This is a genomic window from Delftia sp. WY8 (assembly GCF_018437695.1).
In the GTDB taxonomy this organism is placed as follows: Bacteria; Pseudomonadota; Gammaproteobacteria; order Burkholderiales; family Burkholderiaceae_C; genus Comamonas; species Comamonas tsuruhatensis.
On record NZ_CP049795.1, the window covers coordinates 264,749 to 290,566 of the forward strand.

24 protein-coding genes are annotated in these 25,818 nt (G+C 67.1%); 7 read left to right on the forward strand and 17 right to left on the reverse strand.

From position 1 onward, the window contains the following. Nucleotides 1-8: 8 nt before the first annotated feature. The 8 genes from G4D77_RS01135 to G4D77_RS01170 form a co-directional block, all read right to left on the reverse strand. Complete coding sequence (locus G4D77_RS01135) at nucleotides 9-1,910, reverse strand: LodA/GoxA family CTQ-dependent oxidase (RefSeq protein WP_154834415.1); 1,902 nt, start codon at nucleotides 1,908-1,910, stop codon at nucleotides 9-11. Between the two features lie 179 nt (nucleotides 1,911-2,089). Further along, nucleotides 2,090-3,577, reverse strand: coding sequence for a ribonuclease G (gene rng, locus G4D77_RS01140; RefSeq protein ID WP_154834416.1), 1,488 nt, complete (start codon nucleotides 3,575-3,577; stop codon nucleotides 2,090-2,092). A gap of 136 nt (nucleotides 3,578-3,713) precedes the next feature. Then, nucleotides 3,714-4,328: a Maf family protein gene (locus tag G4D77_RS01145; protein WP_016446886.1), complete on the reverse strand. Its 615-nt coding sequence runs from the start codon at nucleotides 4,326-4,328 to the stop codon at nucleotides 3,714-3,716. A gap of 104 nt (nucleotides 4,329-4,432) precedes the next feature. Beyond that, nucleotides 4,433-4,900 (reverse strand): 23S rRNA (pseudouridine(1915)-N(3))-methyltransferase RlmH, encoded by a 468-nt coding sequence (gene rlmH / locus G4D77_RS01150; protein ID WP_012205361.1) that lies wholly within the window; start codon nucleotides 4,898-4,900, stop codon nucleotides 4,433-4,435. Nucleotides 4,901-4,921: 21 nt separating this feature from the next. After that, nucleotides 4,922-5,674, reverse strand: coding sequence for a ribosome silencing factor (gene rsfS, locus G4D77_RS01155; RefSeq protein WP_034363878.1), 753 nt, complete (start codon nucleotides 5,672-5,674; stop codon nucleotides 4,922-4,924). A gap of 249 nt (nucleotides 5,675-5,923) precedes the next feature. Beyond that, nucleotides 5,924-6,898 (reverse strand): oxygen-dependent coproporphyrinogen oxidase, encoded by a 975-nt coding sequence (gene hemF / locus G4D77_RS01160; protein ID WP_046239340.1) that lies wholly within the window; start codon nucleotides 6,896-6,898, stop codon nucleotides 5,924-5,926. A 4-nt stretch (nucleotides 6,899-6,902) separates the two neighbouring features. After that, nucleotides 6,903-8,186 carry a phosphoribosylamine--glycine ligase gene (purD, locus tag G4D77_RS01165; protein ID WP_012205358.1) on the reverse strand — a complete coding sequence of 428 codons (1,284 nt, stop codon included), beginning with the start codon at nucleotides 8,184-8,186 and terminating at the stop codon, nucleotides 6,903-6,905. Beyond that, nucleotides 8,183-8,902, reverse strand: coding sequence for a YebC/PmpR family DNA-binding transcriptional regulator (locus G4D77_RS01170; protein ID WP_012205357.1), 720 nt, complete (start codon nucleotides 8,900-8,902; stop codon nucleotides 8,183-8,185). Before G4D77_RS01170 ends, purD begins: the two co-directional genes overlap by 4 nt. 78 nt (nucleotides 8,903-8,980) lie before the next feature. On the opposite strand from G4D77_RS01170, the gene G4D77_RS01175 reads away from it, so the two are divergent. From G4D77_RS01175 to upp, 3 genes are all read left to right on the forward strand, one after another. Beyond that, the gene (locus G4D77_RS01175; RefSeq protein ID WP_154834417.1) at nucleotides 8,981-10,504 is read left to right on the forward strand and encodes a helicase HerA-like domain-containing protein; all 1,524 of its coding nucleotides are present in this window, start codon (nucleotides 8,981-8,983) and stop codon (nucleotides 10,502-10,504) included. A gap of 147 nt (nucleotides 10,505-10,651) precedes the next feature. Beyond that, nucleotides 10,652-11,629: a threo-3-hydroxy-L-aspartate ammonia-lyase gene (locus G4D77_RS01180; protein ID WP_034347889.1), complete on the forward strand. Its 978-nt coding sequence runs from the start codon at nucleotides 10,652-10,654 to the stop codon at nucleotides 11,627-11,629. A 56-nt stretch (nucleotides 11,630-11,685) separates the two neighbouring features. Further along, on the forward strand, nucleotides 11,686-12,315 hold the full coding sequence (gene upp, locus G4D77_RS01185) for a uracil phosphoribosyltransferase (protein WP_012205354.1): 630 nt from the start codon (nucleotides 11,686-11,688) through the stop codon (nucleotides 12,313-12,315). A gap of 81 nt (nucleotides 12,316-12,396) precedes the next feature. Here upp and G4D77_RS01190 read toward each other — a convergent pair whose 3' ends face one another. Next, complete coding sequence (locus tag G4D77_RS01190) at nucleotides 12,397-13,098, reverse strand: YebC/PmpR family DNA-binding transcriptional regulator (protein ID WP_016446881.1); 702 nt, start codon at nucleotides 13,096-13,098, stop codon at nucleotides 12,397-12,399. 275 nt (nucleotides 13,099-13,373) lie between these two features. On the opposite strand from G4D77_RS01190, the gene G4D77_RS01195 reads away from it, so the two are divergent. Next, entirely contained in the window at nucleotides 13,374-14,516 is a 1,143-nt protein-coding gene (locus G4D77_RS01195) for a PQQ-dependent sugar dehydrogenase (protein ID WP_017404799.1), read from the forward strand. 20 nt (nucleotides 14,517-14,536) lie between these two features. Here the strand turns inward: G4D77_RS01195 and G4D77_RS01200 are convergent, their stop codons facing one another. The 5 genes from G4D77_RS01200 to G4D77_RS01220 all read right to left on the reverse strand — a co-directional run bounded on the left by G4D77_RS01200 (nucleotide 14,537) and on the right by G4D77_RS01220 (nucleotide 19,615). Beyond that, nucleotides 14,537-15,529 carry a tripartite tricarboxylate transporter substrate binding protein gene (locus tag G4D77_RS01200; RefSeq protein WP_016446879.1) on the reverse strand — a complete coding sequence of 331 codons (993 nt, stop codon included), beginning with the start codon at nucleotides 15,527-15,529 and terminating at the stop codon, nucleotides 14,537-14,539. A 63-nt stretch (nucleotides 15,530-15,592) separates the two neighbouring features. Beyond that, on the reverse strand, nucleotides 15,593-16,438 hold the full coding sequence (locus G4D77_RS01205; RefSeq protein WP_154834418.1) for an amidohydrolase family protein: 846 nt from the start codon (nucleotides 16,436-16,438) through the stop codon (nucleotides 15,593-15,595). Next, nucleotides 16,438-17,601 (reverse strand): CoA transferase, encoded by a 1,164-nt coding sequence (locus G4D77_RS01210; protein WP_154834419.1) that lies wholly within the window; start codon nucleotides 17,599-17,601, stop codon nucleotides 16,438-16,440. The genes G4D77_RS01205 and G4D77_RS01210 overlap by 1 nt, the downstream gene beginning before the upstream one ends. A gap of 58 nt (nucleotides 17,602-17,659) precedes the next feature. Next, nucleotides 17,660-18,664, reverse strand: coding sequence for a tripartite tricarboxylate transporter substrate binding protein (locus tag G4D77_RS01215; RefSeq protein WP_154834420.1), 1,005 nt, complete (start codon nucleotides 18,662-18,664; stop codon nucleotides 17,660-17,662). An 81-nt stretch (nucleotides 18,665-18,745) separates the two neighbouring features. Then, a complete protein-coding gene (locus tag G4D77_RS01220; RefSeq protein WP_154834421.1) occupies nucleotides 18,746-19,615 on the reverse strand; it encodes an HpcH/HpaI aldolase/citrate lyase family protein in 870 nt (289 codons plus the stop codon). Nucleotides 19,616-19,690: 75 nt separating this feature from the next. Between G4D77_RS01220 and G4D77_RS01225 the strand changes: the two genes are divergently transcribed. After that, nucleotides 19,691-20,608, forward strand: coding sequence for a LysR family transcriptional regulator (locus tag G4D77_RS01225; RefSeq protein ID WP_154834422.1), 918 nt, complete (start codon nucleotides 19,691-19,693; stop codon nucleotides 20,606-20,608). A gap of 9 nt (nucleotides 20,609-20,617) precedes the next feature. Here G4D77_RS01225 and G4D77_RS01230 read toward each other — a convergent pair whose 3' ends face one another. After that, complete coding sequence (locus G4D77_RS01230) at nucleotides 20,618-21,526, reverse strand: LysR family transcriptional regulator (protein WP_193616004.1); 909 nt, start codon at nucleotides 21,524-21,526, stop codon at nucleotides 20,618-20,620. Nucleotides 21,527-21,633: 107 nt separating this feature from the next. Here G4D77_RS01230 and tam point away from each other — a divergent pair, with 107 nt between their 5' ends. Continuing rightward, the gene (gene tam / locus G4D77_RS01235) at nucleotides 21,634-22,407 is read left to right on the forward strand and encodes a trans-aconitate 2-methyltransferase (RefSeq protein WP_193616005.1); all 774 of its coding nucleotides are present in this window, start codon (nucleotides 21,634-21,636) and stop codon (nucleotides 22,405-22,407) included. Nucleotides 22,408-22,426: 19 nt separating this feature from the next. Here tam and G4D77_RS01240 read toward each other — a convergent pair whose 3' ends face one another. After that, nucleotides 22,427-22,822: a VOC family protein gene (locus tag G4D77_RS01240; RefSeq protein WP_016454836.1), complete on the reverse strand. Its 396-nt coding sequence runs from the start codon at nucleotides 22,820-22,822 to the stop codon at nucleotides 22,427-22,429. 148 nt (nucleotides 22,823-22,970) lie between these two features. Between G4D77_RS01240 and G4D77_RS01245 the strand changes: the two genes are divergently transcribed. After that, a complete protein-coding gene (locus G4D77_RS01245) occupies nucleotides 22,971-24,200 on the forward strand; it encodes a spore maturation protein (RefSeq protein WP_047327730.1) in 1,230 nt (409 codons plus the stop codon). A 143-nt stretch (nucleotides 24,201-24,343) separates the two neighbouring features. On the opposite strand, the gene sbcB is transcribed toward G4D77_RS01245, so the two are convergent. Beyond that, complete coding sequence (gene sbcB, locus G4D77_RS01250; RefSeq protein ID WP_017404791.1) at nucleotides 24,344-25,783, reverse strand: exodeoxyribonuclease I; 1,440 nt, start codon at nucleotides 25,781-25,783, stop codon at nucleotides 24,344-24,346. Nucleotides 25,784-25,818 lie beyond the last annotated feature (35 nt).

A 25,818-nucleotide genomic window follows, 5' to 3' on the forward strand; every position in this document is an offset into this window, starting at 1 on the left:
GCCGGCACTCAGCGCGGCAGCACCGGGCCGCGCTGCGTCAGAGCGCGCAGCTGCTCTTCGTTGTCTGCATCGAAGGGCTCGATGCGGGGAGGCGCCTCCTGCCCGTCCGGTTGCACCGCAGTCTTGAGCATGTGCAACGGCGCCGGGGCGATGCGGTTTTCCACCTGCATCACCGGCGGGAAGTCCTTGTCGCCCCGCAGGCCGGGCCGACTCTCGATGACGCCCATGTCACCGAAGTGGCTGATCATGCGGTTGATCTCGCTCTCGTAGCCTCCCTCGCCCAGAGTGCGGAACCACGACTCGCGCCGATTGAAGGCGGCAACGCGCTGCTCGCGCGGCAGTTCGGTGTCGATGACTCTTTCATAGGCCTCCTGCGTCAGCACCTGGTTGGGCACGCGGGCCGGCCAGAACGTGGGCAGGTAGGGGTCGTAGCGTGGGCCATAGCCGGCGTAATAGCCGCTGCGGCAGCTGGCGGTGTCGGTCTGCCAGGGGACCGCCATCCAGCGCGTGAGGTCGCCGGCCACCTGCGCATACAGCGGCCCGCTCTCTGACAGGGCCACCGCAGGCGTGAGCCGGGAGCCGTAGAGCTGCAGCTCGGGCGGGTTCACTGCCGCCTCGCGGATGCGGAACGGCGCCCGGTACATGCTGGCGTGTCGCATGGGCCAGGTGATCTCGCAGCCCGGGTGGAAGGCGTCGGCCAGGCAGTCGTCCATGGCGGCATGGTCGAGCATGGCCGGCTGCTCCTGCAGCGGCACGTCGGCGAGCTGGGCAGGGTACTGCTGGCCGGGCTTCCAGTCGGAGAGGAAATGGCCACCGGCCCACAGGTCCAGCATTCTCAGTTGCGTGGGGGTCAGCGCCGTATGCTGGCGCGGTGTGTCGGCCGGCGGCACGGCCATGGCGTCGCCATACAGCCAGGGCCAGGGCTGGGGAGATGCGCCATCACGGTCAAAACGGCGGAAGGCATTGGCCACCTGCTGGCGCAGCTCGGCCCAGGTCGTGCCCGGGCTGTTGAGCCTGGCGATCCACGCCTCGTCATCCGCACTGGCCGCCCCGCCCCAGCCGAACTGGGATGCAAAGCCCTTGTTCGCCCACTGCAGGCTGCTCTGGCGCTGGAGTATGGGCAGGATGTGCCGGCTGAAGGAGACGTGCAGCGGGAAGGCGGCCATGCCCGAGTGGATGTACACATCCTCCATCAGGTCCTTCATGGTGCGCACCGACTTCATCTGCGGGCCGTAGTTGGGCGGCGCAACCGTGACCCATGCCGCATCCACCGGCACGGAAACGCCGGCCACGACGACCTTGGCGCGCACGGGGCCGTCGGCCACATCGTCATGCCAGCCCTCGTTGTTCGCAAACGTGGTGGCCTTGGAGCCATCCACGGAGGCAGAGACGCCACGGCCTCCCAGCACGAGAAGCTGGCCCGTCTTTTCAATGCGCAATTCGCCCAGATAAACCGGCTTGCCGCAGAAACTGCCGCTGTCGAATGCCACCGGGGCCGAGCCTTTGGCAATGCGGCGGGCTCCCGGTCGAATGGCCAGGCTTTTCCGGTCCTTCACCGTGGCATTGCGCAAAATCGTGGGATCGGCTGCTGCGGCTTCAGGCACGTCCAGCGCCAATTGGAATTGATACCAGGCGGCCTTGGTATTGGCCAGTTCGACTTCCCATTCGATCTGGTCCTGGTCGGACGTGAGTTCACGCACCACCTCGCCTGCGGCGTTGTAGCCGTAGATGCGAAAGCGCGCAGCCTGCCGCTTGAGCGCGCCCTGCGCATCGCGCAGGCTGCCCGGCGCCATGGGCGGAACATGCATCAGCTCAGGGCCGACATAGTACTCATCCGGACTATTGCCAATACGCGCCACACCAATTCCCGGGTGTATGGCTGCACGCACAATGGTGGAGTCGATTCCCATTCGTCGCCCTTTCAGTTGCTGAGGCACTGATTGCAACAAACAGTATCAAAAAAGCCGAGACAAAGTTAATTATCGGGAATCAACAATCCATAGCAACGCAAGAATGAGTTCAATTGAACCCATTCATTCGCCAATAGACGGACTGCTATTGATAATGAATTAGCAGGATAAATATCGATTCACAGCAGCACGATGTCGTATTGCTCCTGTGCCATGGCTGTCTCGGCCTGCAGCGAGATGGGCTTCTTGATGAAGTCGGACAGGCCGGCCAGGTGCTGGCTTTCCTCGTCCAGGAACATCTCCACCACCTTGGGCGAGGCCACGATGCGGAACTCGCGCGGGTTGAACTGGCGCGCCTCGCGCAGGATTTCGCGCAGCACCTCGTAGCAGACGCTGCGCACGGTCTTCACATGGCCCTTGCCCTGGCAGACCGGGCAGGATTCGCACAGCATGTGGGCCAGCGATTCGCGCGTGCGCTTGCGCGTCATCTCCACCAGGCCCAACTGCGAGAAACCGCCCGCCATGGTCTTGACGCGGTCGCGCCCGAGCTGGCGCTTGAATTCGGACAGCACCTCGGCCTGGTGGTCGTCCCGCACCATGTCGATGAAGTCCACGATGATGATGCCGCCCAGGTTGCGCAGGCGCAGCTGGCGCGCGATCTGCTGGGCCGCTTCCAGGTTGGTCTTGAAGATGGTGTCGTCGAAGTTGCGCGCCCCCACGTAGCCGCCGGTGTTGACGTCCACCGTGGTCAGCGCCTCGGTCTGGTCCACGATCAGGTAGCCGCCGGACTTGAGGTCCACGCGGCGGCCCAGCGCGCGGGCGATTTCCTCGTCTATGGCGAACAGGTCGAAGATGGGCCGCTCGCCGCGGTAGTGCTGCAGCTTGGGCACGGCCGCCGGCATGTATTCCTGCCCGAAGGTCATGAGCAGGGCGAACTGCTCCTTGGAGTCGATGCGGATGCTCTGGGTGCCTTCGCCCACCAGATCGCGCAGCACGCGCTGCAGCAGGTTCAGGTCCTGGTGCAGCAGCGACATGGGCGGCAGGCGCACCGAGGCCTCCTTGATGCGGCTCCAGGTCTTGCGCAGGTAGCGGATGTCGTCGGCCAGCTCGGCGTCGCTGGAGTCCTCGCCATTGGTGCGCAGGATGAAGCCGCCGCCGCCGCCGGTCTCCTTGGTGCCGACCAGGCCCTGCAGCCGGGCGCGCAGGGCATCGCGCTCGCCCTGCGGGATTTTCTGCGAGATGCCGATGTGGTCGTCCTGCGGCAGCAGCACCAGCAGGCGTCCCGCAATGCTGATCTGCGTGGACAAGCGCGCGCCCTTGGTGCCGATCGGATCCTTGATGACCTGCACCATGAGGGTCTGGCCCTCGAAAACCTGCTTTTCGATGGGCACGACAGGCATGTCCTTGCGCGCGAACATGGGGGCCTCGCCCCCTTCCTGCCGCTGCCAGACATCGGCCACGTGCAGGAAGGCCGCGCGCTCCAGGCCGATGTCGATGAAGGCCGACTGCATGCCCGGCAGCACACGCGAGACCTTGCCCAGGTACACGTTGCCGACCAGGCCGCGCTCCAGCGGGCGCTCCATGTGCAGTTCCTGGACGGCGCCGTTCTCGATGATGGCCACGCGCGTTTCCTGTGGCGACCAATTGATCAGAATGTCTTGCTGCATGCTGTGCCTGTGGTGTGCTTTGTCGTTTGTATTTCTCGGCCGGAGCGGGCCGGCAGACATCTTGCCGTGCCGCGCGCTGCCATCGGCCGTGCGCGCCTGCCTGCACGCCCCTCGGGGCCCAGGTCGGGGAGCTGGCCTACAGCGCCCAGCCCAGCTCGCGCAACAGCGCCGCCGTCTCGAACAGCGGCAGGCCCATGATGCCCGAGTAGCTGCCTTGCAGCCACTGCACATGGGCCGCCGCACGGCCCTGTATGCCATAGGCACCGGCCTTGCCCATGGGCTCGCCCGAGGCCACGTAGGCATCGATCTGCTGAGCGCTCATGGCCGCAAACCGAACCCGGGAGACCGACAGCGCAGCCAGGCGCCGCGCGCCATGCTGTATGGCCACGGCCGTCAGCACCTCATGCTCTCGGCCGGCAAGCCCCGTCAGCATGCGGCGTGCATCGTCGGCATCGGCGGGCTTGCCCAGAATACGGCCGTCGAGCGCCACCGTGGTGTCCGAGCAGAGCACGGGAGCGGCAGCCAGCGCACGGCGCGCGTGGCGGGCCACGGCAGCGTCGAGCTTGAGTGCGGTCACGCGCTGCACGTAGTCGCGCGCTGCCTCGCCGGCCAGCTCGGTTTCCATGGCCTCGGCATCTTCGGCGATGTCGCCATCCGCATTGGGCAGCAAAAGCTCATGGGCCACGCCCAGCTGCTCCAGCAGTTGGCGGCGGCGGGGGCTTTGGGAGGCTAGGTAGATGAAGGGCGGCATGATGAAAATGAGAAATGCCTTCAGCCCTTTGTATCAAAGCGCCGAAGGCTATCAAAATCATAGTATCACGAGATCTTCCGATCCGCATGACACCGCCGCTGCCGCTATTCCCGGTGGTAGGGATGGCCGGCGTTGACCGACCAGGCACGGTACAGCTGCTCGATAAGGAGCACCCGCACCATGGCATGCGGCAGGGTCAGGTCCGACAGGCGTATGCGCTCGTGTGCGGCCTGCCTGAAGGCGGGGTCCAGACCGTCCGGGCCTCCGATGATGAGGGCCACGTCATCGCCCTCCAGCTGCCAGCCCTGCAGGCGCTGGGCCAGGGCCTTGGTCGTCAGATTGGTGCCGCGCTCATCGAGCACCACGATGCGCGTGCCGCGCGGAATGGCGGCCTCGATGCGCTTGCGCTCGGCCGCGTACAGGGTCTCGACCGTCTTGGAGCCGCGTGGCTCCGTCTTGACGGCCTTGAGCTCCACCTTGAGTTCCGGAGGAAAACGCTTGGCGTAGTCGTCGTAGGCTGTCTGCGCCCAGTCGGGCACATGCTGGCCCACGGCCACGATCAACAGCTTCATGCAGCGTCAGCCCTGAACCGCTCAGGCCTTGGCGCGGGGGGCGCGCTTGGCTGCCGGCTTGGCGGCAGGCTTGGCAGCGGCGCCCGCCTTGGCCTTGGCGGGGGCGCGGTTGACCACCACGGTCTTGATGGCCTTGGGCGCCGCCGTCTTGCCGGCCGGCGACTTGGCTGCGGCCGACTTCACAGCAGCCGGCTTTGCCGCTGCGGAACGGGGTGCAGCGGCCTTGGCAGGGGCCGCCTTCTTGGCAGCGGGCTTCTTGGCGGCGGCGGAGGCTGCGCCAGAAGCGGCCTTCTTGGCTGCAGGCTTGGCAGCGGTTGCCGCCGCCTTCTTGGTTGCAGCCTTCTTGGCCTTTTCTTCCGCCTTGTCGGTGGCAGCCGAGCGCGTGGGCTTGGGAGCGCCCAGCTTCAGGCGTACAGGCGTCTCGCCCCAGATCTCTTCCAGGCGGTAGTACTGGCGGATGGCCGGCTGCATGACATGGACCACGGCCTGGCCGCAGTCCACGATGATCCACTCGCCGTTTTCTTCGCCTTCCTGGCGCGGCACGGGGAAACCGGCCTGCTTGACGGCGTCGCGCACGCTGGAGGCCAGCGCCTTGGTCTGGCGGTTGGAGGTGCCCGCAGCCACGATCACGCGCTCGAACAGCGGCGAGAGCTTTTCGGTATTGAAGACCTGGATGTCTTGGGCCTTGACGTTTTCGAGGCCGTCAACAATGGCGCGTTGCAGCTTGGTCACGTCGCGCTTGGCTGCGGAATCCGATTTGGTGGAAGTGGTCATCAGGCGGTGATCAATGGAATAGGAATGGGATCAATATAGCGCGAGCGCCGTGCGGCCCGTAGAGGGCTGGGCTGTAGCGGCGCTCCAAAATGCATGGAGTTCGCCCACAGATCGCCGGAAGATTTCGCGCCGAAGAAAGTGGAGAACGCAGCCAACGCTGCGCCTCAAGCTATTGAAATTATAGTTTTGCCGCCTATTCCCTTGCACGCGCGGATTTCGCCACGCCGCTCGGGAGGGCGGCTCTCGGGCTCAAAGCCAGTCGCGGGGCACCAGGAATTGCTCCAGCAAAGCGCGCTCGGGGGTGCCGGGCGCGTCCTCGCGCTGGTAGCTCCAGCTCGCATGCGGTGGCATGGACAGCAAGATGGACTCCGTACGCCCGCCGGACTGCAGGCCGAAGTGCGTGCCCCGGTCCCAGACCAGGTTGAACTCCACATAGCGGCCGCGGCGGTAGCGCTGGAAATCGACCTGCTGCTGCCCGTAGTCCATGGCCTGGCGGCGCTCGACGATGGGAAGGTAGGACTCCAGAAAGGCATCGCCCACCGAGCGCAGCATGTCGAAACTGCGCGCCTGGCCCAGCTCCGAGAAGTCGTCGAAGAAGATGCCGCCGATGCCGCGCTGCTCGTTGCGGTGCTTTAGGCGGAAGTACTCGTCGCACCACGTCTTGAAGCGCGGGTAAAGCGTGTCGCCAAAAGGCGCCAGCGCATCGCGGCAGACGCGGTGAAAGTGCTGTGCATCTTCCTCGAAGCCGTAGACCGGCGTCAGGTCCATGCCGCCGCCGAACCAGCAGGTGGGTTGGTTGCCCGGCTGCCCTGCCGCACCTGAGCCGGCCGCACCTGAGCCGGCTGCAATCATTCGCACATTCATGTGCACCGTAGGCACAAAAGGATTGCGCGGATGGAAGACCAGGGACACGCCCATGGCCTCGAACGGCGCACCGGCCAGCTCAGGCCGGTGCTGCGTGGCCGAGGGCGGCAGCTGCGGCCCGCGCACATGCGAGAAGCCACAGCCCGCGCGCTCGAACACGCGGCCGCCTTCCATGATGCGGGTGATGCCATCGCCCTGCAGGCGCTCGCCGGGGCCCTTGCTCCAGGCGTCGGACAGAAAGCGTGCACCGCCCTCGCCTTCCACCTGTTCCAGCGCCTGCGTGATGCGGGCCTGCAGGCCCGTCAGGTACTCGCGCACCTGGGCCACGGGCAGCGCCTGCCCGGTCGATTGCTCTGCCATGGACTCAGTTCTTCACGGCACGGAAGCCGATGTCGCGGCGGTACTGGGCACCATCGAAATGGATGCCGCGCGCCACGTCATAGACCTTTTGCTGGGCCTGCTTGACGCTGTCGGCCAGCACGGTGACGCACAGTACGCGGCCACCGCTGGTGACGGGAACGCCATCCTTGAGCTGGGTGCCGGCATGGAAGACCATGGCATCGGCGGCGTCCTGCGGCAGCCCGCTGATGGCATCGCCCTTGCGCGGGTCCTCGGGGTAGCCGGCCGCAGCCATGACCACGCCCAGCGCCGTGCGGCGGTCCCATTGCAGCTCGACCTGGTCGAGCTTGGCATCGGTGGCCGCCAGCATGACGTCCACCAGATCGCTCTTGAGACGCATCATGATGGGCTGGGTCTCGGGGTCGCCCATGCGGCAGTTGAACTCCAGCGTCTTGGGATGGCCGGATGCATCGATCATCAGGCCCGCATACAGGAAGCCGGTGTAGGGAATGCCGTCCTTTTCCATGCCGCGGATGGTCGGCAGGATGATCTCGCGCATGGCGCGGGCATGCACGTCGGCCGTGACCACGGGCGCGGGCGAGTAGGCGCCCATGCCGCCCGTGTTCGGGCCCTGGTCGCCGTCCTTCAGGCGCTTGTGGTCCTGGCTGGTCGCCAGGGCCAGGACGTTCTTGCCGTCGCACAGCACGATGAAGCTGGCTTCCTCGCCGGCGAGGAATTCCTCGATCACCACGCGGGCGCCGCCGTCGTTGTGGGCCACGCCGTACTTGTTGTCCACGAGCATGAAGTCCACGGCGTCGTGGGCTTCCTGCAGCGTGGTCGCAACGACCACGCCCTTGCCTGCGGCCAGGCCATCGGCCTTGACCACGATGGGCGCACCCAGGCGATCCACATAGGCGTGGGCAGCAACCGGGTCGGTGAAAGTCTCGTAGAGCGCCGTGGGGATGCCGTGGCGCGCCATGAAGTCCTTGGAAAACGCCTTGGAGCTTTCCAGCTGGGCGGCCGCCTTGGAGGGGCCGAAGATGCGCAGGCCATGGGCACGGAACTCATCGACCACGCCGGCCGCCAAAGGCGCCTCGGGGCCGACGACGGTCAGCGCGACCTTCTCGGCCTGCGCCCACTCGCGCAGCGCCTGCGGGTCGGTGATGTTGAGGTTCTCCACCTTGCCGCCGGCCAGGCCCGTGCCACCGTTGCCGGGGGCCACATAGACCTTGGTCGATTTCGGCGATTCAGCCAGTTTCCACGCCAGGGCGTGCTCGCGGCCTCCGCCACCAATCACAAGAATTTTCATAGTTCAGCGTTGTGGTAGACGTCCTGTACGTCATCCAGGTCTTCGATCATGTCCAGCAGCTTTTGCATGCGGGCTGCGTCATCGCCTTGCAGGGCGATGGTGTTTTCCGGGCGCATGGTGACTTCAGCCACCTCCGGCGTCAGGCCCTTGGCCTGCAGCGCGTCGCGCACGGTTTCGAACTCGGCGGGTGCGGTCAGCACCTCGATGGCCCCCTCATCATCGGTGATCACGTCCTCGGCACCGGCCTCCAGCGCCACTTCCATGATCTGGTCCTCGTCGCTTCCGGGAGCAAAGATCAGTTGTCCGACATGCTTGAACTGGAAGGACACGGAACCCTCCGTGCCCATGTTGCCACCGTACTTGCTGAAGGCATGACGCACATCCGCCACAGTGCGCACGCGATTGTCGGTCATGGTGTCCACGATGATGGCCGCGCCGCCAATGCCGTAGCCTTCGTAGCGGATTTCCTCGTAGGTCACGCCTTCGAGATTGCCCGTGGCCTTGTCGATGTTGCGCTTGATGTTGTCGGCCGGCATGTTGGCCGCCTTGGCCTTTTCCACCGCCAGGCGCAGGCGCGGGTTGGCGCTGAGATCGCCCCCTCCCGTGCGTGCCGCCACCATGATTTCACGGATGATGCGAGTCCAGACCTTGCCGCGCTTTTCGTCCTGGCGGCCTTTGCGGTGCTGGATATTGGCCCATTTACTGTGTCCTGCCACAGGCTGTCCTTTGATATTGATTTAACCTTGCGGCTGGGATTTTACTTTTGACCGCATGCTCCCCCGAGGAAACCCGAAATGGCCGCTCCACTTCTGATCGCCCGCCACTCTGCCACAGAATGCCTGCTGCTGCCCGCACTGGCCAATCGACATGGCCTGATCACCGGCGCCACGGGCACCGGAAAGACCGTGACGCTGCAGAAAATGGCGGAAGGCTTCTCCGAAATCGGCGTGCCGGTGTTCATGGCCGACATCAAGGGCGACCTGTCGGGCATCAGCCAAAGCGGCAGCACCGGCGCCAAGATGGCGGCTTCGCTGCAGGAGCGCGGCATCGAGATTCCCCAGCCCCTGGCCTGCCCCACCACGCTGTGGGACGTGTTCGGCGAGCTGGGCCATCCGGTGCGCGCCACGGTTTCGGACATGGGGCCGCTGCTGATCGGGCGCATGCTGGCCCTGAACGACACGCAGATGGGCGTGCTCAACTTGGTCTTCAAGATTGCCGACGACAACGGACTGCTGCTGCTGGACCTCAAGGACCTGCGGTCCATGCTCCAGCACGTGGGCGACAACGCCAAGCAGTTCACCACCGAGTACGGCAACATCAGTGCCGCCAGCGTGGGGGCCATACAGCGCGGGCTGGTGGCCATCGAGTCGCAGGGCGGCGACAAATTCTTTGGCGAGCCCATGCTCGACATCAACGACCTGATGCAGACCGATGCGGGCGGCAAGGGCGTGGTCAACATCCTGGCGGCCCAGAAGCTGATGAATTCCCCGCGCCTGTACTCCACCTTCCTGCTGTGGATGCTGTCCGAGCTGTTCGAGCGCCTGCCCGAAATCGGCGACCCCGACAAGCCCAAGCTGGTCTTCTTCTTCGACGAGGCCCACCTGCTGTTCAACGATGCGCCCAAGGTGCTGCTCGAACGCATCGAGCTGGTGGTGCGCCTGGTGCGCTCCAAGGGCGTGGGCGTGTATTTCGTCACGCAAAACCCGATGGACGTGCCCGACACCGTGCTGGCCCAGCTGGGCAATCGCGTGCAGCATGCACTGCGCGCCTTCACGCCGCGCGACCAGAAGGCCGTCAAGGCCACGGCCACCACGATGCGGCCCAAGCCGGGGCTGGACATCGAGGCCGCCATCACGGAGCTGGCCGTGGGCGAGGCCCTGGTGAGCTTCCTCGATGAAAAGGGCCGCCCCGGCATCACCGAACGCGCCTATGTCATTCCACCGGGCAGCCAGATCGGTCCGATCAGCGAGGAGCAGCGCAAGGTCTTGCTGGCGCAATCGCTGGTGGCAGGTGTCTATGAAAAGGCGGTGGACCGCGAATCGGCCTACGAAGTGCTGCGCGGACGCACGGCAGCATCCGGCGACGGGGCCTCGCCGGCAAGCCCTGCCGGAGCCGCACCCGCCGCCAGCGAAGGCGGCGGCGCCATGATGGACGGGCTCAAGGATCTTCTGTTCGGCACCACAGGCCCGCGCGGAGGCAAGCACGACGGCCTGGTTCAGACCATGGCCAAGTCCACCATGCGCACCATGGGCAATTCGCTGGGCAAGGAAATCCTGCGCGGCGTGCTCGGCGGCATCCTGGGCAACAAGAAGCGCTGAAGCGCTGGCGCACCGGCACTGCGCCGCATCAAACACCATAGCACCCAGCCGTTGCCATGCAACGGCTGGCGCATTTCAGGGCGCTGAAAGCCTGCGCATGCGGCTATGATCGAAACCGCCTCCATCCACTTTGCGGAACCGCACGCCATGACGACGAACAGCCCTCCCTCGCTGCCCACCTATGACGACGTTGCCGCCGCAGCCGGCCGGCTGGAGGGCGTGGCCCACCGCACCCCCATACTGCGCAGCCGCACCGCCGACGAGCTGCTGGGCGCCCAGCTGTTCTTCAAGTGCGAGAACCTGCAGCGCACGGGTGCCTTCAAGATACGCGGCGCCTACAACGCGCTGTCGCAGTTCACCCCCGAGCAGCGCAAGCGCGGCGCCCTGGCCTTCTCTTCGGGCAACCATGCCCAGGCCGTGGCACTGGCCGCGCAGATGCTGGACATGCCCGCGCTCATCGTCATGCCCGAGGATGCGCCTGCCTCCAAGATGGCGGCCACCCGCTCCTACGGCGCCCAGGTGGTGACCTATGACCGCTTCACCGAGGACCGCGAAGCCATCTCCCGGCGCCTGGCCGACGAGCGCGGCATGACGCTGATCCCGCCGTTCAACCACCGCGACGTGATTGCCGGCCAGGGCACGGCGGCCAAGGAGTTGTTCGAGGAGGTGCCCGATCTGGACTACCTGTTCGTCTGCCTGGGCGGCGGCGGCCTGCTGTCGGGCAGCCTGCTGGCAGCCGGACAGCTCGCCCCGCGCTGCAAGGTCTACGGCGTCGAGCCCCAGGCCGGCGACGATGCCCGCCAGTCGCTGCGCGCAGGCCGGATCGTGCAGATCCCCACGCCCCACACCATTGCCGACGGCGCGCAGACCCAGTCCATCGGCGATATCACATTCGCCATCATCCGCGAGCATGTCGAAGATATCCTGGCCGTGGCGGACGAGCATCTGGTGCAGGCCATGCGCTTTTACGCGGAACGCAAGAAAATCGTGGTCGAACCCACGGGAGCGCTCTCGCTGGCGGGCGCCCTGCATGGCGGGGTTGCGCTGTCGGGCGCACGCGTGGGCATTCTCATCAGCGGCGGCAATGTGGACCTGGCGCGCTACGCGCGCTTTCTGCACGACTGAACCGACCCCTGGCGCCGGACCCAAAATACCGGCGCCCTTTTTTCCAGAAGAAAACCATGAGTACTCTGCACCTGATCGACCACCCGCTGGTCCAACACAAGCTCACGCTGATGCGCCGCAAGGAAGCCAGCACCAACAGCTTCCGCCGCATGCTGGGCGAGCTGTCCACGCTGATGGCCTACGAGATCACGCGTGACATGCCGCTGCAGGACATCGAGATCGAGACCCCGCTGGAGACCATGACCGGCAAGGTCATCGACGGCAAGAAGCTGGTGCTGGTGTCCATCCTGCGCGCCGGCAACGGTTTCCTCGACGGCATGCTCAACGTCGTGCCCGGCGCGCGCATTGGCCACATCGGCCTGTACCGCGACCCCGAGACGCTGCAGCCCGTCGAGTACTACTTCAAGATGCCCTCCGAGATGGAAGAGCGCGACGTGCTGGTCGTCGATCCCATGCTGGCCACAGGCAACTCGGCCGCCGCCGCCGTGGCGCGCCTGAAGCAGCTGAACCCGAAGTCCATCAAGTTCATGTGCCTGCTGGCCGCGCCCGAAGGCGTGGCCACCATGCAGAAGGCCCATCCCGACGTGGACATCTACACGGCCGCCGTGGACCGCCAGCTGGACGCCCACGGCTACATCCTGCCGGGCCTGGGCGACGCGGGCGACCGAATCTTCGGCACCAAGTGAGCCGCCGGGCGCTGGGCGCCTGCACCCACAAAAAAGCCGCACGATGTGCGGCTTTTTTGCTTGGCAGCGGGGACAGCGTCATCAATCCACCAGGCCCGCGTAGACGTTCTGCACGTCATCGTCGTTCTCGATGCCGGCCAGGAAGTCCTGCACTTCCTCCTGCTGCTCAGCCGACAGGCTGGCCATGCTGACCGGCGTCTTGGCCTTGTAGCCCAGCTTGGCCGACAGCACCTTGAAGCCCTGGGCCGGCAGCGCCTTGCTCACGGTATCGAGGTCGGTGGGGTCGGTGATGAACAGCGTCGTGCCCTCTTCCTCGCCGGGCTCGAAGTCCTGTGCACCGGCCTCGATGGCGGCCAGTTCGGCATCGGCGCCGCCTTCGGGCTCGCCTTCGATCATGCCCACATGGTCGAAGTCCCAGGCCACGGCCGTCATCTGGCCCTTGCGAAAGCACACGCGCATGTTGGGTGCCGTGCGGTTCACGTTGTCGGTCAGGCACTCGATCATCACCGGCACGCGGTTGGGGCCGTAGCCTTCATAGACCACGCGCTCGTAGTTGACGGCATCGGCACCCACGCCCGAGCCCTTCTTGATGGCACGCTCGAGCGTGTCCTTGGGCATGGAGGCCTTGCGTGCGGCTTCCACCGCCATGCGCAGGCGCGAGTTGCCTGCCGGATCGGCGCCGGCGCGCGCCGCGACGATGATTTCCTTGACAAGCTTGCCAAACAGCTTTCCCTTGGCGTCGGCGACCAGCGCCTTGCCCTTTGCTTTCCATTGCGCGCCCATGGCTGCTTTTCCCTTGCGGATTCTCTGGTGGGTAGGAGGCGCCGCCGCCCGCCCCCGCAGGGACCCGGCCCGGCGCCGAAAGAGCGCTGTTTATACACCCGCGCAAGTGGCTGCGCGGGCTTTTTGCGCAGTGGTTGACAGGTCGCCGCAGGCTCTGGTGGCGTCGTGCATGATGCTGGCTTGTGCGAAGCCCCCTGCCTGCGCTGCACCGCCGCCGACGTCCACTGCGGTGCATCCGGCTTCCCGTCTTGTCCCCTCATCACAGGAGCATCGGCATGCCGCCATCCCTATCCGCCGCCCTCGCCATCAGCACCCTGGGCCTGTCCGGCGCACTGTGGGCCGCCAGCCCCAACCTCTCCACAGAAATCGTCGCCGAAGGCCTGGAGCACCCCTGGGCCATGGCTTTCCTGCCGGATGGGCGCTACCTGGTGACCGAGCGGCCGGGCCGCATGCGCATCGTGCAGGGCGACGGAAGGCTGGGCGCTCCCCTGGCGGGCCTTCCGGCCGTGGAGGCCGCAGGCCAGGGCGGCCTGCTGGACGTGGTGCTGGACAGCGACTTCGCGCGCAACCGCCAGCTGTACTTCTGCTACTCCGAGCCCGGCAGCGGCGCCGACAGCGGCAAGAACAGCACGGCGCTGGCCAGCGCCCGGCTGTCCGACGATGCCAGCCGGCTGGAGCAGGTGAAAATGCTATTCTCGCAGCGCCCCAGGTACGCTAGCGCATTGCATTTCGGCTGCCGCATCGTGGAGCGTAGGGTGGACGGCAAGAGCGATGGCACGCTGTTCCTGGCGCTGGGCGAGCGCTCGCGCTACAAGGAAGAGGCCCAGAACCTGCAAAGCCACCTGGGCAAGATCGTGCGCATTGCCAAGGACGGCAGCGTACCCAGGGACAACCCCTTTGTCGGCCGCGCGGATGCCTGGCCCGAGATCTGGAGCTACGGCCACCGCAACGCCCAGGGCGCGGCGCTGGCGCCCGATGGCAGCCTGTGGATGCATGAGCACGGCCCGCAGGGCGGCGACGAGGTCAACCGGCCCGAGCCCGGCAAGAACTACGGCTGGCCCGCGATCACCTACGGCGAGAACTATGGCGGCGGCAAGATCGGCGCCGGCATCACGCGCAAGGAGGGCATGGAGCAGCCGCTGCACTACTGGGTGCCGTCGATCGCCCCCTCAGGCATGGCCTTTGTGACCAGTGACCGGTATGGGGCGCAATGGAAGGGATCGCTGGTCGTGGGCTCGCTCAAGTTCCAGCGGCTGGAGCGCCTGACGATCAGGTCCGGCAAGGTGACGGCCAGCGAGCAGGTGCTGCCGCGCCTGGGCCAGCGCGTGCGCGATGTGCGCCAGGGACCGGACGGCTGGCTTTACCTGCTGACGGACGCCCAGGGCGGGCAGTTGCTGCGCGTCACCGCCACGCCCTGAGTCCCGTCACGCGCGGCGGCTCACTGCACGGTGATGCCGTTGGCCTTGACCACGGCATCCCAGCGCTTGCGCTCGGCGGCCACGAAGCCCGTGAAGGCGGCGGAGGAACTGCCCACGGGCGTCAGGCCCAGTTTCTCCAGGCTGGCGCGCGTGGCCGGCAGGGCCAGGGCCTTTTGCACCAGGTCCTGCAGCTTCTGCACGGTCTCGGGCGCGGTGCCGGCGGGCAGGAAGAAGCCGTTCCACTCCGTGACCTCGAAGCCCTTGATGCCGCTTTCCGCCACCGTGGGCACGTCGGGCAGGTCCGGCATGCGCTTGGCCGAGGACACGGCCAGCGCCTTGAGCTTGCCGCCCTTGACATAGTTGATGCTGGAGGCGGCGTTGGCAAAGTACACATCGACCTGGCCGCCCATGACATCGACGATGGCGGGCGCCCCGCCCTTGTAGGGAACGTGGACGGCATCGAACTTGGCGTCTGCCTTGAGCAGTTCCGTCGCCATCTGGGCCAGGCTGCCCGGGCCGTAGGAGGCATAGGTGAGCCTGCCGGGCTTTTGCCGCGCGGCATTCATGAAGTCGGCCAGGCTGTTGTAGGGCGAGGACGGCGCCGCCACGAGGATGTTGGGCACGCTGATGGCCTGGGACACGGCAATGAAGTCCTTGGCCGGGTCATAGGGCAGCTTGCGCAACGCGGGGTTGATGGCGAAGGACGATGCGTCATACAGCACCGTATAGCCGTCGGCCTTGGCACGCGCCACGAGGGCGGCACCAATGGCGCCGCTGGCGCCGGCCTTGTTGTCCACCACCACGGTCTGGCCCGAGACCTCGCCCAGCGCCTTGGCGATGATGCGCGCCGCATTGTCCGCACCGCCGCCGGCCGAGAACGGCACGACGACCGTGATGGCCTGCGCGGCCGGATAGTCGGCCGCATGCAGCGTGCCCTGGAAAAGTCCCAGTCCCAGGCCCAACCCCAAGGCCAGCACCGTCATGGCGGGCCGCAATGTCTTGATCTTCTTCACGTTTCTGTCTCCTGTTGCTCCATGGTGAAAACCTGGGCTGCGAGGCTTGCGTGCCCCGCGCCCTCAATCGAATCCGTACAGCTCGGCGGCGTTGTCCACCAGCACGCGGGCGCGCAGCGCCGCATCGGGAATCCAGCGTGACAGCAGCGCCAGCAGCATGGGGGTCTGCGGCGGATGGGCAGCTTCGGTGACATGGGGCCAGTCGCTGCCCCAGACCAGGCGCTGCGGGGCCTCGGCCACCCAAGCCTGCGCCAGCGCGTCGCAATCGGCATAGCCTGCGGCCAGGCCCGCCCGGCTGTTCAGATACGGGCCCGAGAGCTTGACCCAGGCCCTGCCCTGCTGCACCAGCCCACGGACCACACCGAAGGCAGGCTGGTGCACGCCTGCGCCGTCAGTGCTGTCAGCCAGCCGCGCCATGTGGTCGAACACCAGGGTGCATGGCAGCCGCTGCAGCAGCGCCGCATGGGCCTCGATCTGGCTGGCCAGCCAGTGCAGTTGCACATGCCAGCCCAGCGCGGCAATGCGCTCGGCCAACGGCTCCAGCATGTCCAGCCGCACGGCTGCATCGTGCTCGGTGTGCAGCGAAAAGCGGATGCCGCGAATGCCGCCGTCATGCAGCGCCTGCAGCTGTGCGTCGGTGATATCGGGGTGCACCACGGCAATGCCGCGCGTGCTTGCTGCGCCCAGGGACTGGATGGCGTGCAGCGTGGCCCGGTTGTCCGTGCCATGCGCACGCGGCTGGACGATGACGGCGCGCTCCAGCCCCATGGCGCCGCGCAGCTGCGCATAGTCGGCAGCCGTGGCATGGGCGCGCATGGCCTGCGGAGCCTCGGCCCCAAAACACGTATCAAAACGCGGATCGAAGACATGCAGATGGGCGTCGCAGGCGCCAGCGGGCAGTGCCTGCATCAACAGCCCTCTTGTGCGGCGGCCTTCAGGGCCTGGGTGTGCTGGCCCAGCGTGGGCGCGGCAAAGGCCGGCGGGCCGGGTGTGCGGTCGAATTCGACGGCGCCGGCAAAGCCCCGGTAGCTGCCCAGGGTCGGGTGCTCGAAACGGGTGACCATGCCTTCGGCCTGCACCTGCGGGTCGTCGAACATGTCTTCCACCGTGCGGGCCGCCGCGCAGGGCACTTCCTCACCGAACAAGGCCTCCCATTCCAGCGCGCTGCGCCCTGCCAATGCCTGGCGCAGCAGCGGCACCAGCACGTCGCGGTGCTGGGCGCGCTTGCGCACGGAGTCGTAGCGCTCGTCGCCGGCCAGCTCGGGCAGCCCCAGCTTGCGGCACAGCGCCTCCCAGAAATGCGCGGTATTGGCCGAGATGTAGAGATAACCTTCGCGCGTCGGGTGGATGCCCGTGATGCCGCCCGAGCGCATGTCGCGCCCCACCTCGCGCGGCTCGCCCTCAGCCCAGACCATGCGTGCGGACTGCATGGTCAGTGCCGCGCGCAGCAGGGACACGCCCACATGCTGGCCCAGCCCGCTTTTCTCGCGCTCGTACAGCGCCGACGACACGCCGCCCGCCACCAGGGCCGAGGCGTAGTAGTCCACCACGGAGCCGTAGAGAATCTCGGGCGGCCCGCCAGCCTTGCCCTGCATGGCGCACATCCCGGTCATGGTCTGCAGCACCTGGTCGTAACCCGCCTTGGCCTTGAGCGGACCCCGGCTGCCGTAGCCGGTGACGCTGCAATAGACGAGGCGTGGGTTGATGGCGGCCAACTGCGCAAAACCGATGCCCAGCCGCTCGGGCACGCCGGGCCGGAAGTTGTGGACCAGCACATCGGCCTCGCGCACCAGGCGCAGCAGCACGGCGTGGTCGGCCTCGTCCTTCAGGTCCAGCACCATGCCCCACTTGCTGCGGTTCACGCCCAGGAAGGCGCGGCTTTCAGCCTCCAGCGTGGACGGGTACTTGCGCAGGTTGTCGCCCACGGGCGGCTCGACCTTGATCACCTCAGCGCCCTGGTCCGCCAGCAGCGAGCAGCCATACGGTCCCGCGATATAGGCGCTCAGGTCCAGCACGCGCACGCCGCTGAGCGGGCCTTTCGGCCCCTGGCGTTCACCGGGCACAAAACTCATTCGTTTCTCCTGATAGGGAAGCGGGAAGGCCTGGGGCACCTCCCGCCAAAGGCCGGGTTCAATCGGCCTGGATATTGCGGTCCTTGGCGAGCTGCTTCCAGCGCGCCACGTCGCTGCGGATCACTTGTGCGAACTGCTGCGGCGTCACGGGGTTGGCAATGGCGCCTTCGCGCAGGAAGCTGGCCTGGATGGTCGGCTTGGCCAGCACCTGGTTCACGGCCTGGTTGAGGCGGTCCACGATGTCGGCGGGCGTGCCCGCAGGCGCCAGCAGCCCCCACCACAGATCGAACTCGTAGCCCGGGATGGCCGTTGCCATGGGCGTCAGGTCCGGCGCAATGGGGCTGGGCTTGAGGCTGGTGATGCCGATGGCGCGCAGCTTGCCGTTGCGCACCATGGGCAGGATGGACGGGCCGCTGGAGACCAGCATCTGCACCTGGTTGCCGATCACATCGGTCACGGCCGGACCCTGGCCCTTGTAGGGCACATGCATGATGTCCATGCCCGGCACCATGGAGCGCATCATCTCGGTCGCGAAGTGGTTGATGCTGCCGGTGCCCGAGGTGGCGTAGTTGAACTGGCCCGGGCTGGCCTTGATGGCGCGCACCAGATCCTGCGGCGTCCTGGCCGGGAATTCGTTGTTCACGGCCACCACCAGCGGGCCCTTGGCAAACATGGCCACGGGCGCCAGGTCCTTGACGGGGTCGAAGGGCATCTTGGCCTGCACCGCGGCATTCGTGGTCATGCTCGACGACACCGCCACCAGCGTGTAGCCGTCCGCCGTCGCCTTGGCCACCGAGGCCGTGCCGGTGTTGCCGCTGGCGCCGGGCCGGTTGTCCACGATCACGGTCTGCTTGAGCAGATCGCCCATTTCCTTGGCCACCTGGCGTGCGAACACATCGTTGGAGCCTCCCGGCGGATAGGGAACCACCATGGTGATGGCCTTGGACGGGAAGGCGCCCTGCGCCATCAATCCCGGCGAAGCCAGCCCGGCCAGCATGGCCACCGTTGCCGTGGCCGCCAGCGCCACCAGCCTGCGCCGCGTGCGGCAATGCGAAATGCTCATGTCTTTGTCTCCTGTCCTGTTTCTTGTCGTTGTGTTGCCCGGCATGCAGGACGCCGGTACACCGGAATGCCAGAACCCTATTCAGGCCACCAGCAGCCCCTGTGCATGCGCCGCAGCCACGATGGCCCGGGCACGCAGCACAAAGGGCTTGTCCACCATCTTTCCGTCCACCACATAGGCGCCCAGCGCATTGGCGTCAGCCTCGCGGGCCGCCTGGACCACCTTCAGCGAGTGGGAAATCTCCTGCTCGGTCGGCTGGTAGACCGCATTGGCCAGCGCGACCTGGCTGGGGTGTATGCACGTCTTGCCCAGAAAGCCCAGGCCGCGCGACAGCCGCGCCTCGGCGCTGAAGCCGTCGCTGTCGCGGATGTCGGCAAAGGCGCCGTCATAGGCATAGATGCCTGCCTCGGCAGCGGCCATGCGCACGGCAAGCAGCACCTGGGCAATGGCGGCGGGCTCGCGCCGGTTCACGCCAAAGGGCTCGAACAGGTCGCCCAGCCCCATCTGCAGGCCGGCCACGCTGGCGTGGGCGCCGGCCAGTTCGGCAGAGCAGCGCAGGGCGCGGGGTGTTTCGATGTTGAGCAGCAGGCCAGGCGCCTGGGGCACGCCGTTGGCATCTGCCGCATCGGCAATGCGCTGTGCGGCCTCGCGCACCTGCTGCACGGTCTCGGGCTTGGGCAGGTTGATGAGGTGCACGCCGTCGCGCACCATCTCGGCGATGTCGGCGCCGAAATGCGGCGTATCCATGGCGTTGACGCGCACGATCAGCGTCTTGCCATGGCCCCGGCTTTCAGGGCTGAGCAGGAAGCTGCGCAGCAGGCTGCGCGCCTCGTCCTTGCGCGCTTCGGCCACCGCGTCCTCCAGGTCGAAGGACAGCGCGTCGGCCTCGCCGGCCAGGGCCTTGGCGAACAGCTCGGGACGCGATGCGGGAACAAACAGTTTGCTTCTCATGGCCCGCATTGTGGGCGGCAGAAAGCCAAGAGAAACACAGGTAATATTTGTTCAAACCACACAAATTCTTTGTTTATGGAAACCAGCTACCTGCACAGCTTCCTGCTCGTGGTGGAGACCGGCTCCATGGCCGAGGCCGCGCGGCGCCTGGATATCACGGCGGCCGCCGTGGCCCAGCAGATCCGCATCCTGGAGCGCGAGTTCGACGCCCCCCTGCTGGCCCGCGCAGGCCCCACCGTGCTGCCCACCCCGGCCGGCCACCGCCTGGCCCAATCCGCGCCGCAGTTGCTGCGCGAACTGGCCAATGCCAAGACCCATGTCAGCCAGGAAGGCACGGCCGGGGAACTGGTCATAGGCACCATCAACACGGCGCTGCACAGCCTGCTGCCCGACATCCTGGCCGGCTTCGTGAAGAAGTGCCCTGACGCCAAGGTGTTCCTGCGGTCGGCCACCACGCGCGAGCTGTACGAGGCCGTGCGGCAGGGCGAGCTGGATGCGGCGGTCTGCCTGCACCCCTCGTTCGCCCTGGCCAAGACCTTCGACTGGACACTGCTGCGCGAGGAGCCGCTGGTGCTGCTGGTGCCGCGCCAGCTGGCGCACCTGGACCCGCACACGCTGCTGCGCACCCAGCCGCTGATCCGCTATGACCGCAGCTTGGGCGGCGGCCAGATGGTGGAGCGCTACCTGCGCGCCGCGCAGATCGCTCCCCAGGAGCGCTTTGAACTGAGCTCGCTGGTGGCGATTGCCATGATGGTGGACAGGGGCCTGGGCGTCTCCCTGGTGCCCGACACAGCCCTGAACCTGCCCGATGGCCAGGGCGTGGTGCGGCTGGCCCTGCCCGAGGAATCGCAGTCGCGGCGCTTCGGTGTGATGTGGCTGCGCTCTTCGGCACGCCTGCCGCTGATCCACAAGCTGGTGGAATGCGCGCGCACCGTGGTCAGGCAGCGCGGCGGTCCTCGCGCTGCCGCACGCGCAGCAACCAGGTCACCATAGTCCGCACCTTCAGGACTCCGCCACGGCCGCCGTGGCAACCAGGTCCTGGAACCTGCGCAGCACCGCAGACGCATCGCCCACGCGCGTGGCCAGATGCAGCGGAGCGGCCAGCCCCGGGCATTGCGACAGCGTGCGGTAGGCAATGCCGTCGCTGCGCAGGCGCTGCATGGAGGCCGGCACGATGGACAGCCCCAGCCCTGCCGAGACCAGGCTCAGCGTCGCCGTCATGCGCGGCGCCTCCTGCACCACGCGCGGGCTGAAACCGGCCTCCAGGCAGGCCTTGAGAATGGCGTCGTACAGGCCCTGCCCCACCCTGCGCCGGTACAGCACGAAATCCTCCGAGGCGAGCTGCGGCAAAGGCACGGGCCGGCGCAATGGGCGTGCCAGCGCATGCCCTGCCGGCAGGGCCAGCAGCATGGGCTCCTCCAGAATCGGCACGGCCTGCAGCCCCTGGCTGCCATGCAGGGGCGAGCGCACAAAGGCCGCGTCCAGCCGCTCTTGCAGCAATGCATCCATGAGCTCGCCCGTGCCCGCCTCCTCCAGCGCCACCGCGACGCCGGGCACCTGCTGGCGGAACATGCGCAGCACGCCGGGCACGAAGGGATGCAGTGCGGCAGAGCTGGTGAAACCCACGGCCAGCCGGCCCGTATCGCCGCGGGCGGCACGGCCCACCACTTCGGCCAGCCCATCGGAGCGGGCCAGCAGCGCCCTGGCCTCTTCCAGCAGCGCCAGCCCCGCCGCCGTGGGCCGCACGCCGCGCGGCAGGCGCTGCACCAACTCCACGCCCAATTCGTGCTCAAGGCCCTGCAGCAATCGCGTCAGCGGCGGCTGCTGCATGCCCAGGCGCTCGGCCGCGCGGGTGATGTGGCCTTCCTCGGCGATGGCGACAAAGGCGCGCAGTTGGCGAAGCTCGGGCACATCAATACTTTCAAGGTATGGGAAGGCTTCGATTGTGGCATTTGCAATCATGAATGGACGGATTTACGCTCGCGCCCCACAAGCACACCTACCTGAAAGGCAACACGATGACCTGGTCCGCAAAGCAGTACACAACGTTCGAGCAGGAACGCACCCGCCCCGTGCGCGACCTGGTGGCCGCCATTCCCGATCTGCCTGGCCGCGCCGTGCGGCTGGCCGTGGACCTGGGCTGCGGCCCCGGCAACTCCACCGAGGTCCTGGCCCAGCGCTTCCCCGGGGCCACCATGACGGGACTGGACAATTCCGAGGACATGCTGGATGCCGCACGCAAGCGGCTGCCGGGCACGGCCTTCTGCCTGGCCGACATCGCCACCTGGCAGCCCGACCAGCCGCAGGACGTGATCCTGGCCAATGCCTCGCTGCAGTGGCTGCCCGACCACCAGCAGCTTTACCCGCGCCTCGTCAGCCACCTGGCACCCGGTGGCAGCCTGGCCGTGCAGACGCCGGACAACCTGGAAGAACCGGCCCACCGGCTGGCGCGCGAAGTGGCCGCCAGCGGCCCATGGGCTGCCACGATTGGCGATGTGCGCCACCCCGCACGTCACAGCGCGGACTTCTACTACGCCCTGCTTCGCCCGCACTGCAGCAACGTCGATGTCTGGCGCACCACCTACTTCCACCCGCTGGCGGGCGGCCATGCCGCGGTGGTTGAGTGGTTCAAGGGTTCGGCGCTGCGACCCTTCGTCGCGCCGCTGGATGAGGAGCAAAAGGCCGGCTTCTACGCAGCGTATCTGCAGGCCATCTCCCAGGCCTACCCCGCGCTGGACGATGGCACGGTGCTGCTGCCCTTCCCCAGGCTGTTCATCGTGGCCAGCCGCTGAAGCAGTGCGCCTTAGGCCCTCAGCGCGCCGGATGCAACTCGATGAGATCCCACAGATTGCCGTAGAGGTCTTCGAACACGGCCACGGTGCCGTGGGGCTTGCGCTGGGGATCCTGCACAAAGCGCACGCCGCGCGAGCGGTAGGCCTCGAAGTCGCGCAGGCAGTCGTCGGTCTGCAGGAACAGGAACACGCGCCCGCCGGTCTGGTTACCCACGCGCGCGGCCTGTTCCTCATTCGTGGCACGGGCCAGCAGCAGGCGCACACCGCCGCCACCGGGAGCCACGGTGACCCAGCGCTTGCCCTCGGACAGGGCGGTGTCCTCGATCAGCACGAAGCCCAGCGCGCCCACATAAAAGCGCAGCGCCTCGTCATAGTCGCGCACGGCGACGCTCACCTGTCCTATCACCTGGGGCATGGAATCCTTTGCAGCAATGGTGCGGTCCTCGGACCACGGGGCCGCGAGGATAACGGAGCCCTGTCAATGCCCTGCCGCCCTGGCCCGTAAGCCCTGCGGCTGGCCCCACAATGGCGGCTTGCAATTGCCTCGTGAGGGACGGGAATCCATGCTGAATGCCTTGTGGCTGGGCTTTTTTCTGGTGGCGGCCGTGGCTGCGCTGGCCCAATGGCTGGTCGGCGGCCAGGCCGGGATTTTCTCGGCCATGGTGCAGGCGCTGTTTGCCATGGCCAGGCTGTCGGTCGAGGTCATGGTGCTGCTGTTCGGCACGCTGACGCTGTGGCTGGGCTTTCTGCGCATCGCAGAGAAGGCCGGCGTGGTGGAGTGGCTGGCGCGCGTGCTGGGCCCGTTGTTCGCCAGGCTCATGCCCGAGGTGCCGCGCGGCCATCCGGCCCTGGGCCTGATCACGCTGAACTTCGCGGCCAACGGGCTGGGACTGGACAACGCGGCCACGCCCATGGGCCTGAAGGCCATGCGCTCGCTGCAGGAGCTCAATCCCCGGCCCGACACCGCCACCAATGCGCAGATCCTGTTCCTGGTGCTCAATGCGTCGTCGCTGACCTTGCTGCCCGTGACCATCTTCATGTACCGCATGCAGCAGGGTGCGCCCGATCCCACCCTGGTCTTTCTGCCGATCTTGCTGGCCACCTCGGCCTCGACCCTGGTCGGCCTGCTGGCCGTGGCCGTCGTGCAGAGGCTGCCGCTGTGGAGCCCCGTGGTGCTGGGCTACCTGCTGCCGCTGGGCCTGGCGCTGGCGAGCTTCATGGCCTTTCTGGCCACGCTGTCGGCGGCCGCGCTGGCGCAGCTGTCATCGCTGCTGGGCAACCTGACGCTGTTTGCCCTGATCGTGCTGTTCGTCACCCTGGGCGCCTGGCGCAAGGTCGCGGTCTACGACAGCTTCATCGAGGGCGCCAAGGAAGGCTTTGACGTGGCCAAGGGCCTGCTGCCCTACCTGGTGGCCATGCTCTGCGCCGTGGGTGTGTTCCGCGCATCGGGCGCGCTGGAGTATGCGCTGTCGGGCATACGCTGGGTGGTCGATGCCATGGGCATGGACGCCCGCTTCGTGGACGCCCTGCCCACGGCCCTGGTCAAACCCTTCTCGGGCAGCGCGGCGCGCGCCATGCTGATCGAGACCATGCAGACCCAGGGCGTGGACAGCTTCGCCGCCCTGGTGGCCGCCACCATCCAGGGCAGCACCGAAACCACCTTCTACGTCCTGGCCGTCTACTTCGGCGCCGTGGGCATACAGCGTGCCCGCCACGCCGTGCCCTGCGCCCTCATCGCCGAGCTGGCCGGCGTGGTGGCGGCCATCGTGGTCTGCTACAAGTTCTTTGGCTGAAGGCACAAATGGGCGCTGCGCCTGAAGCCGACGCGGCCCAAGGCGAGGAAGACCGAGCAAGGGCCTACGCCACCCGCCCCGCCTCGCCCCGCCGCGAGGGTGTCGCACCTCTCGGGAGAAGCCGCGCAGCGGCTCAGGGGGAACTAAAGTTCCGGCATGATCGCCTCGGCATAGTCATACAGCGCCCCCAGGATTTCCTCGCCGCGCTCGTCGGCAGTTTCTGATAGCTGATCGACCATGGCAAACATCTGCTCGGCCGTGCGTGCGCCGCCCTTGCCTTCGATCAGGCAGGCCGCGCAGTGCTGCAGCCAGCGCTGGCGCTCGGCCGGGTTCAGGCTGGCGGGGAAGTTGCGGGCGCGGTAGCGGAACAGCAGTTCGGTCAGGCGGGCATCGTCGAATCCCGTGCGGTCCAGCGCCAGCTCCTGCGCGGACAGGCTGCGCAGGTGGTTCAGGCGGCGCCGGTCCTCATTGCCCACGAAACCGCCGTACAGGTCCTGGTCGGCATCCAGCCCTTCCTGCGCAGGGCGCTGGTGAACGGCACGCCACAGCGCGCTCATGTCGGGCAGGTCCCGTGCAATGGCCGCATGGCCCATGCACTGCTCCACATCGATGCCCCATTGCGCGGCCATGGCCGGGCTCAGCGTCTTGAGGCTGCCGACCACCATGGGCGACTTGTTGACGTGGATGCTCTTGATGGGCAGACGCTGCATGCCTTCGGGCAGGTCGGCCGCGCGCGAGAACAGGCGCAGGCGCAGCGTGTCCACGTCGATGGAGGCCAGCTCGGACGGGTCCTGCGCCAGATCCCAGCAGATGATCTCGTTCTTGTTGGTGGGGTGCGTGGCCAGCGGCCACATGACGGCGATGCAGCCGCGCTCGGGCCGGATCATGCCGCTGACGTGCAGGAAGGGCCTGGCATGCGCCGGCTCGGCCGGCAGGCCCATTTCCTGCAGCACACGGTCCTTCTTGTGCAGCGAGAAGGCGAAGTCGAACAATCTGGGCTGGACCTTGCGGATCAGCCGGGCCAGCCCGATGGTGGCACGCACGTCGGACAGGGCATCGTGCGCCTTCTCGTGCAGCAGGCCGTTGGCGCGGGCCAGGTCCTCGAGCTTGAAGCTTGGAGATCCATCCTCCTTTTTCGGCCAGACAATGCCTTCGGGGCGCAGCGCATAGACCATGCGCACCACGTCCAGCAGGTCCCAGCGCCCGCAGCCGTTTTGCCATTCGCGCGCATAGGGGTCGATGAGGTTGCGCCAGAACATGAAGCGCGTGATCTCGTCGTCAAAACGGATGGTGTTGTAGCCCACGCCCACGGTGCCGGCCTGGGCCAGTTCCGCCTCGATGCGGGCGGCGAACTGGGCCTCGGGCATGCCCTGCTCCAGGCATTGCTGGGGCGTGATGCCGGTGATCAGGCAGGACTGCGGATCGGGCAGGTAGTCGCCTGCCGGCTGGCAGTACCACATGACGGGCTCGCCGATTTCATTGAGTTCCGCATCGGTGCGGATGCCCGCGAATTGCGCGGGCCGGTCATAGCGCGGCTGGGCGCCGAAGGTCTCGTAGTCGTGCCAGAAGAAGGTATGGGCCATCGGGCGAGTATGCCTGCGAAAAAAGTGCGTCCGGA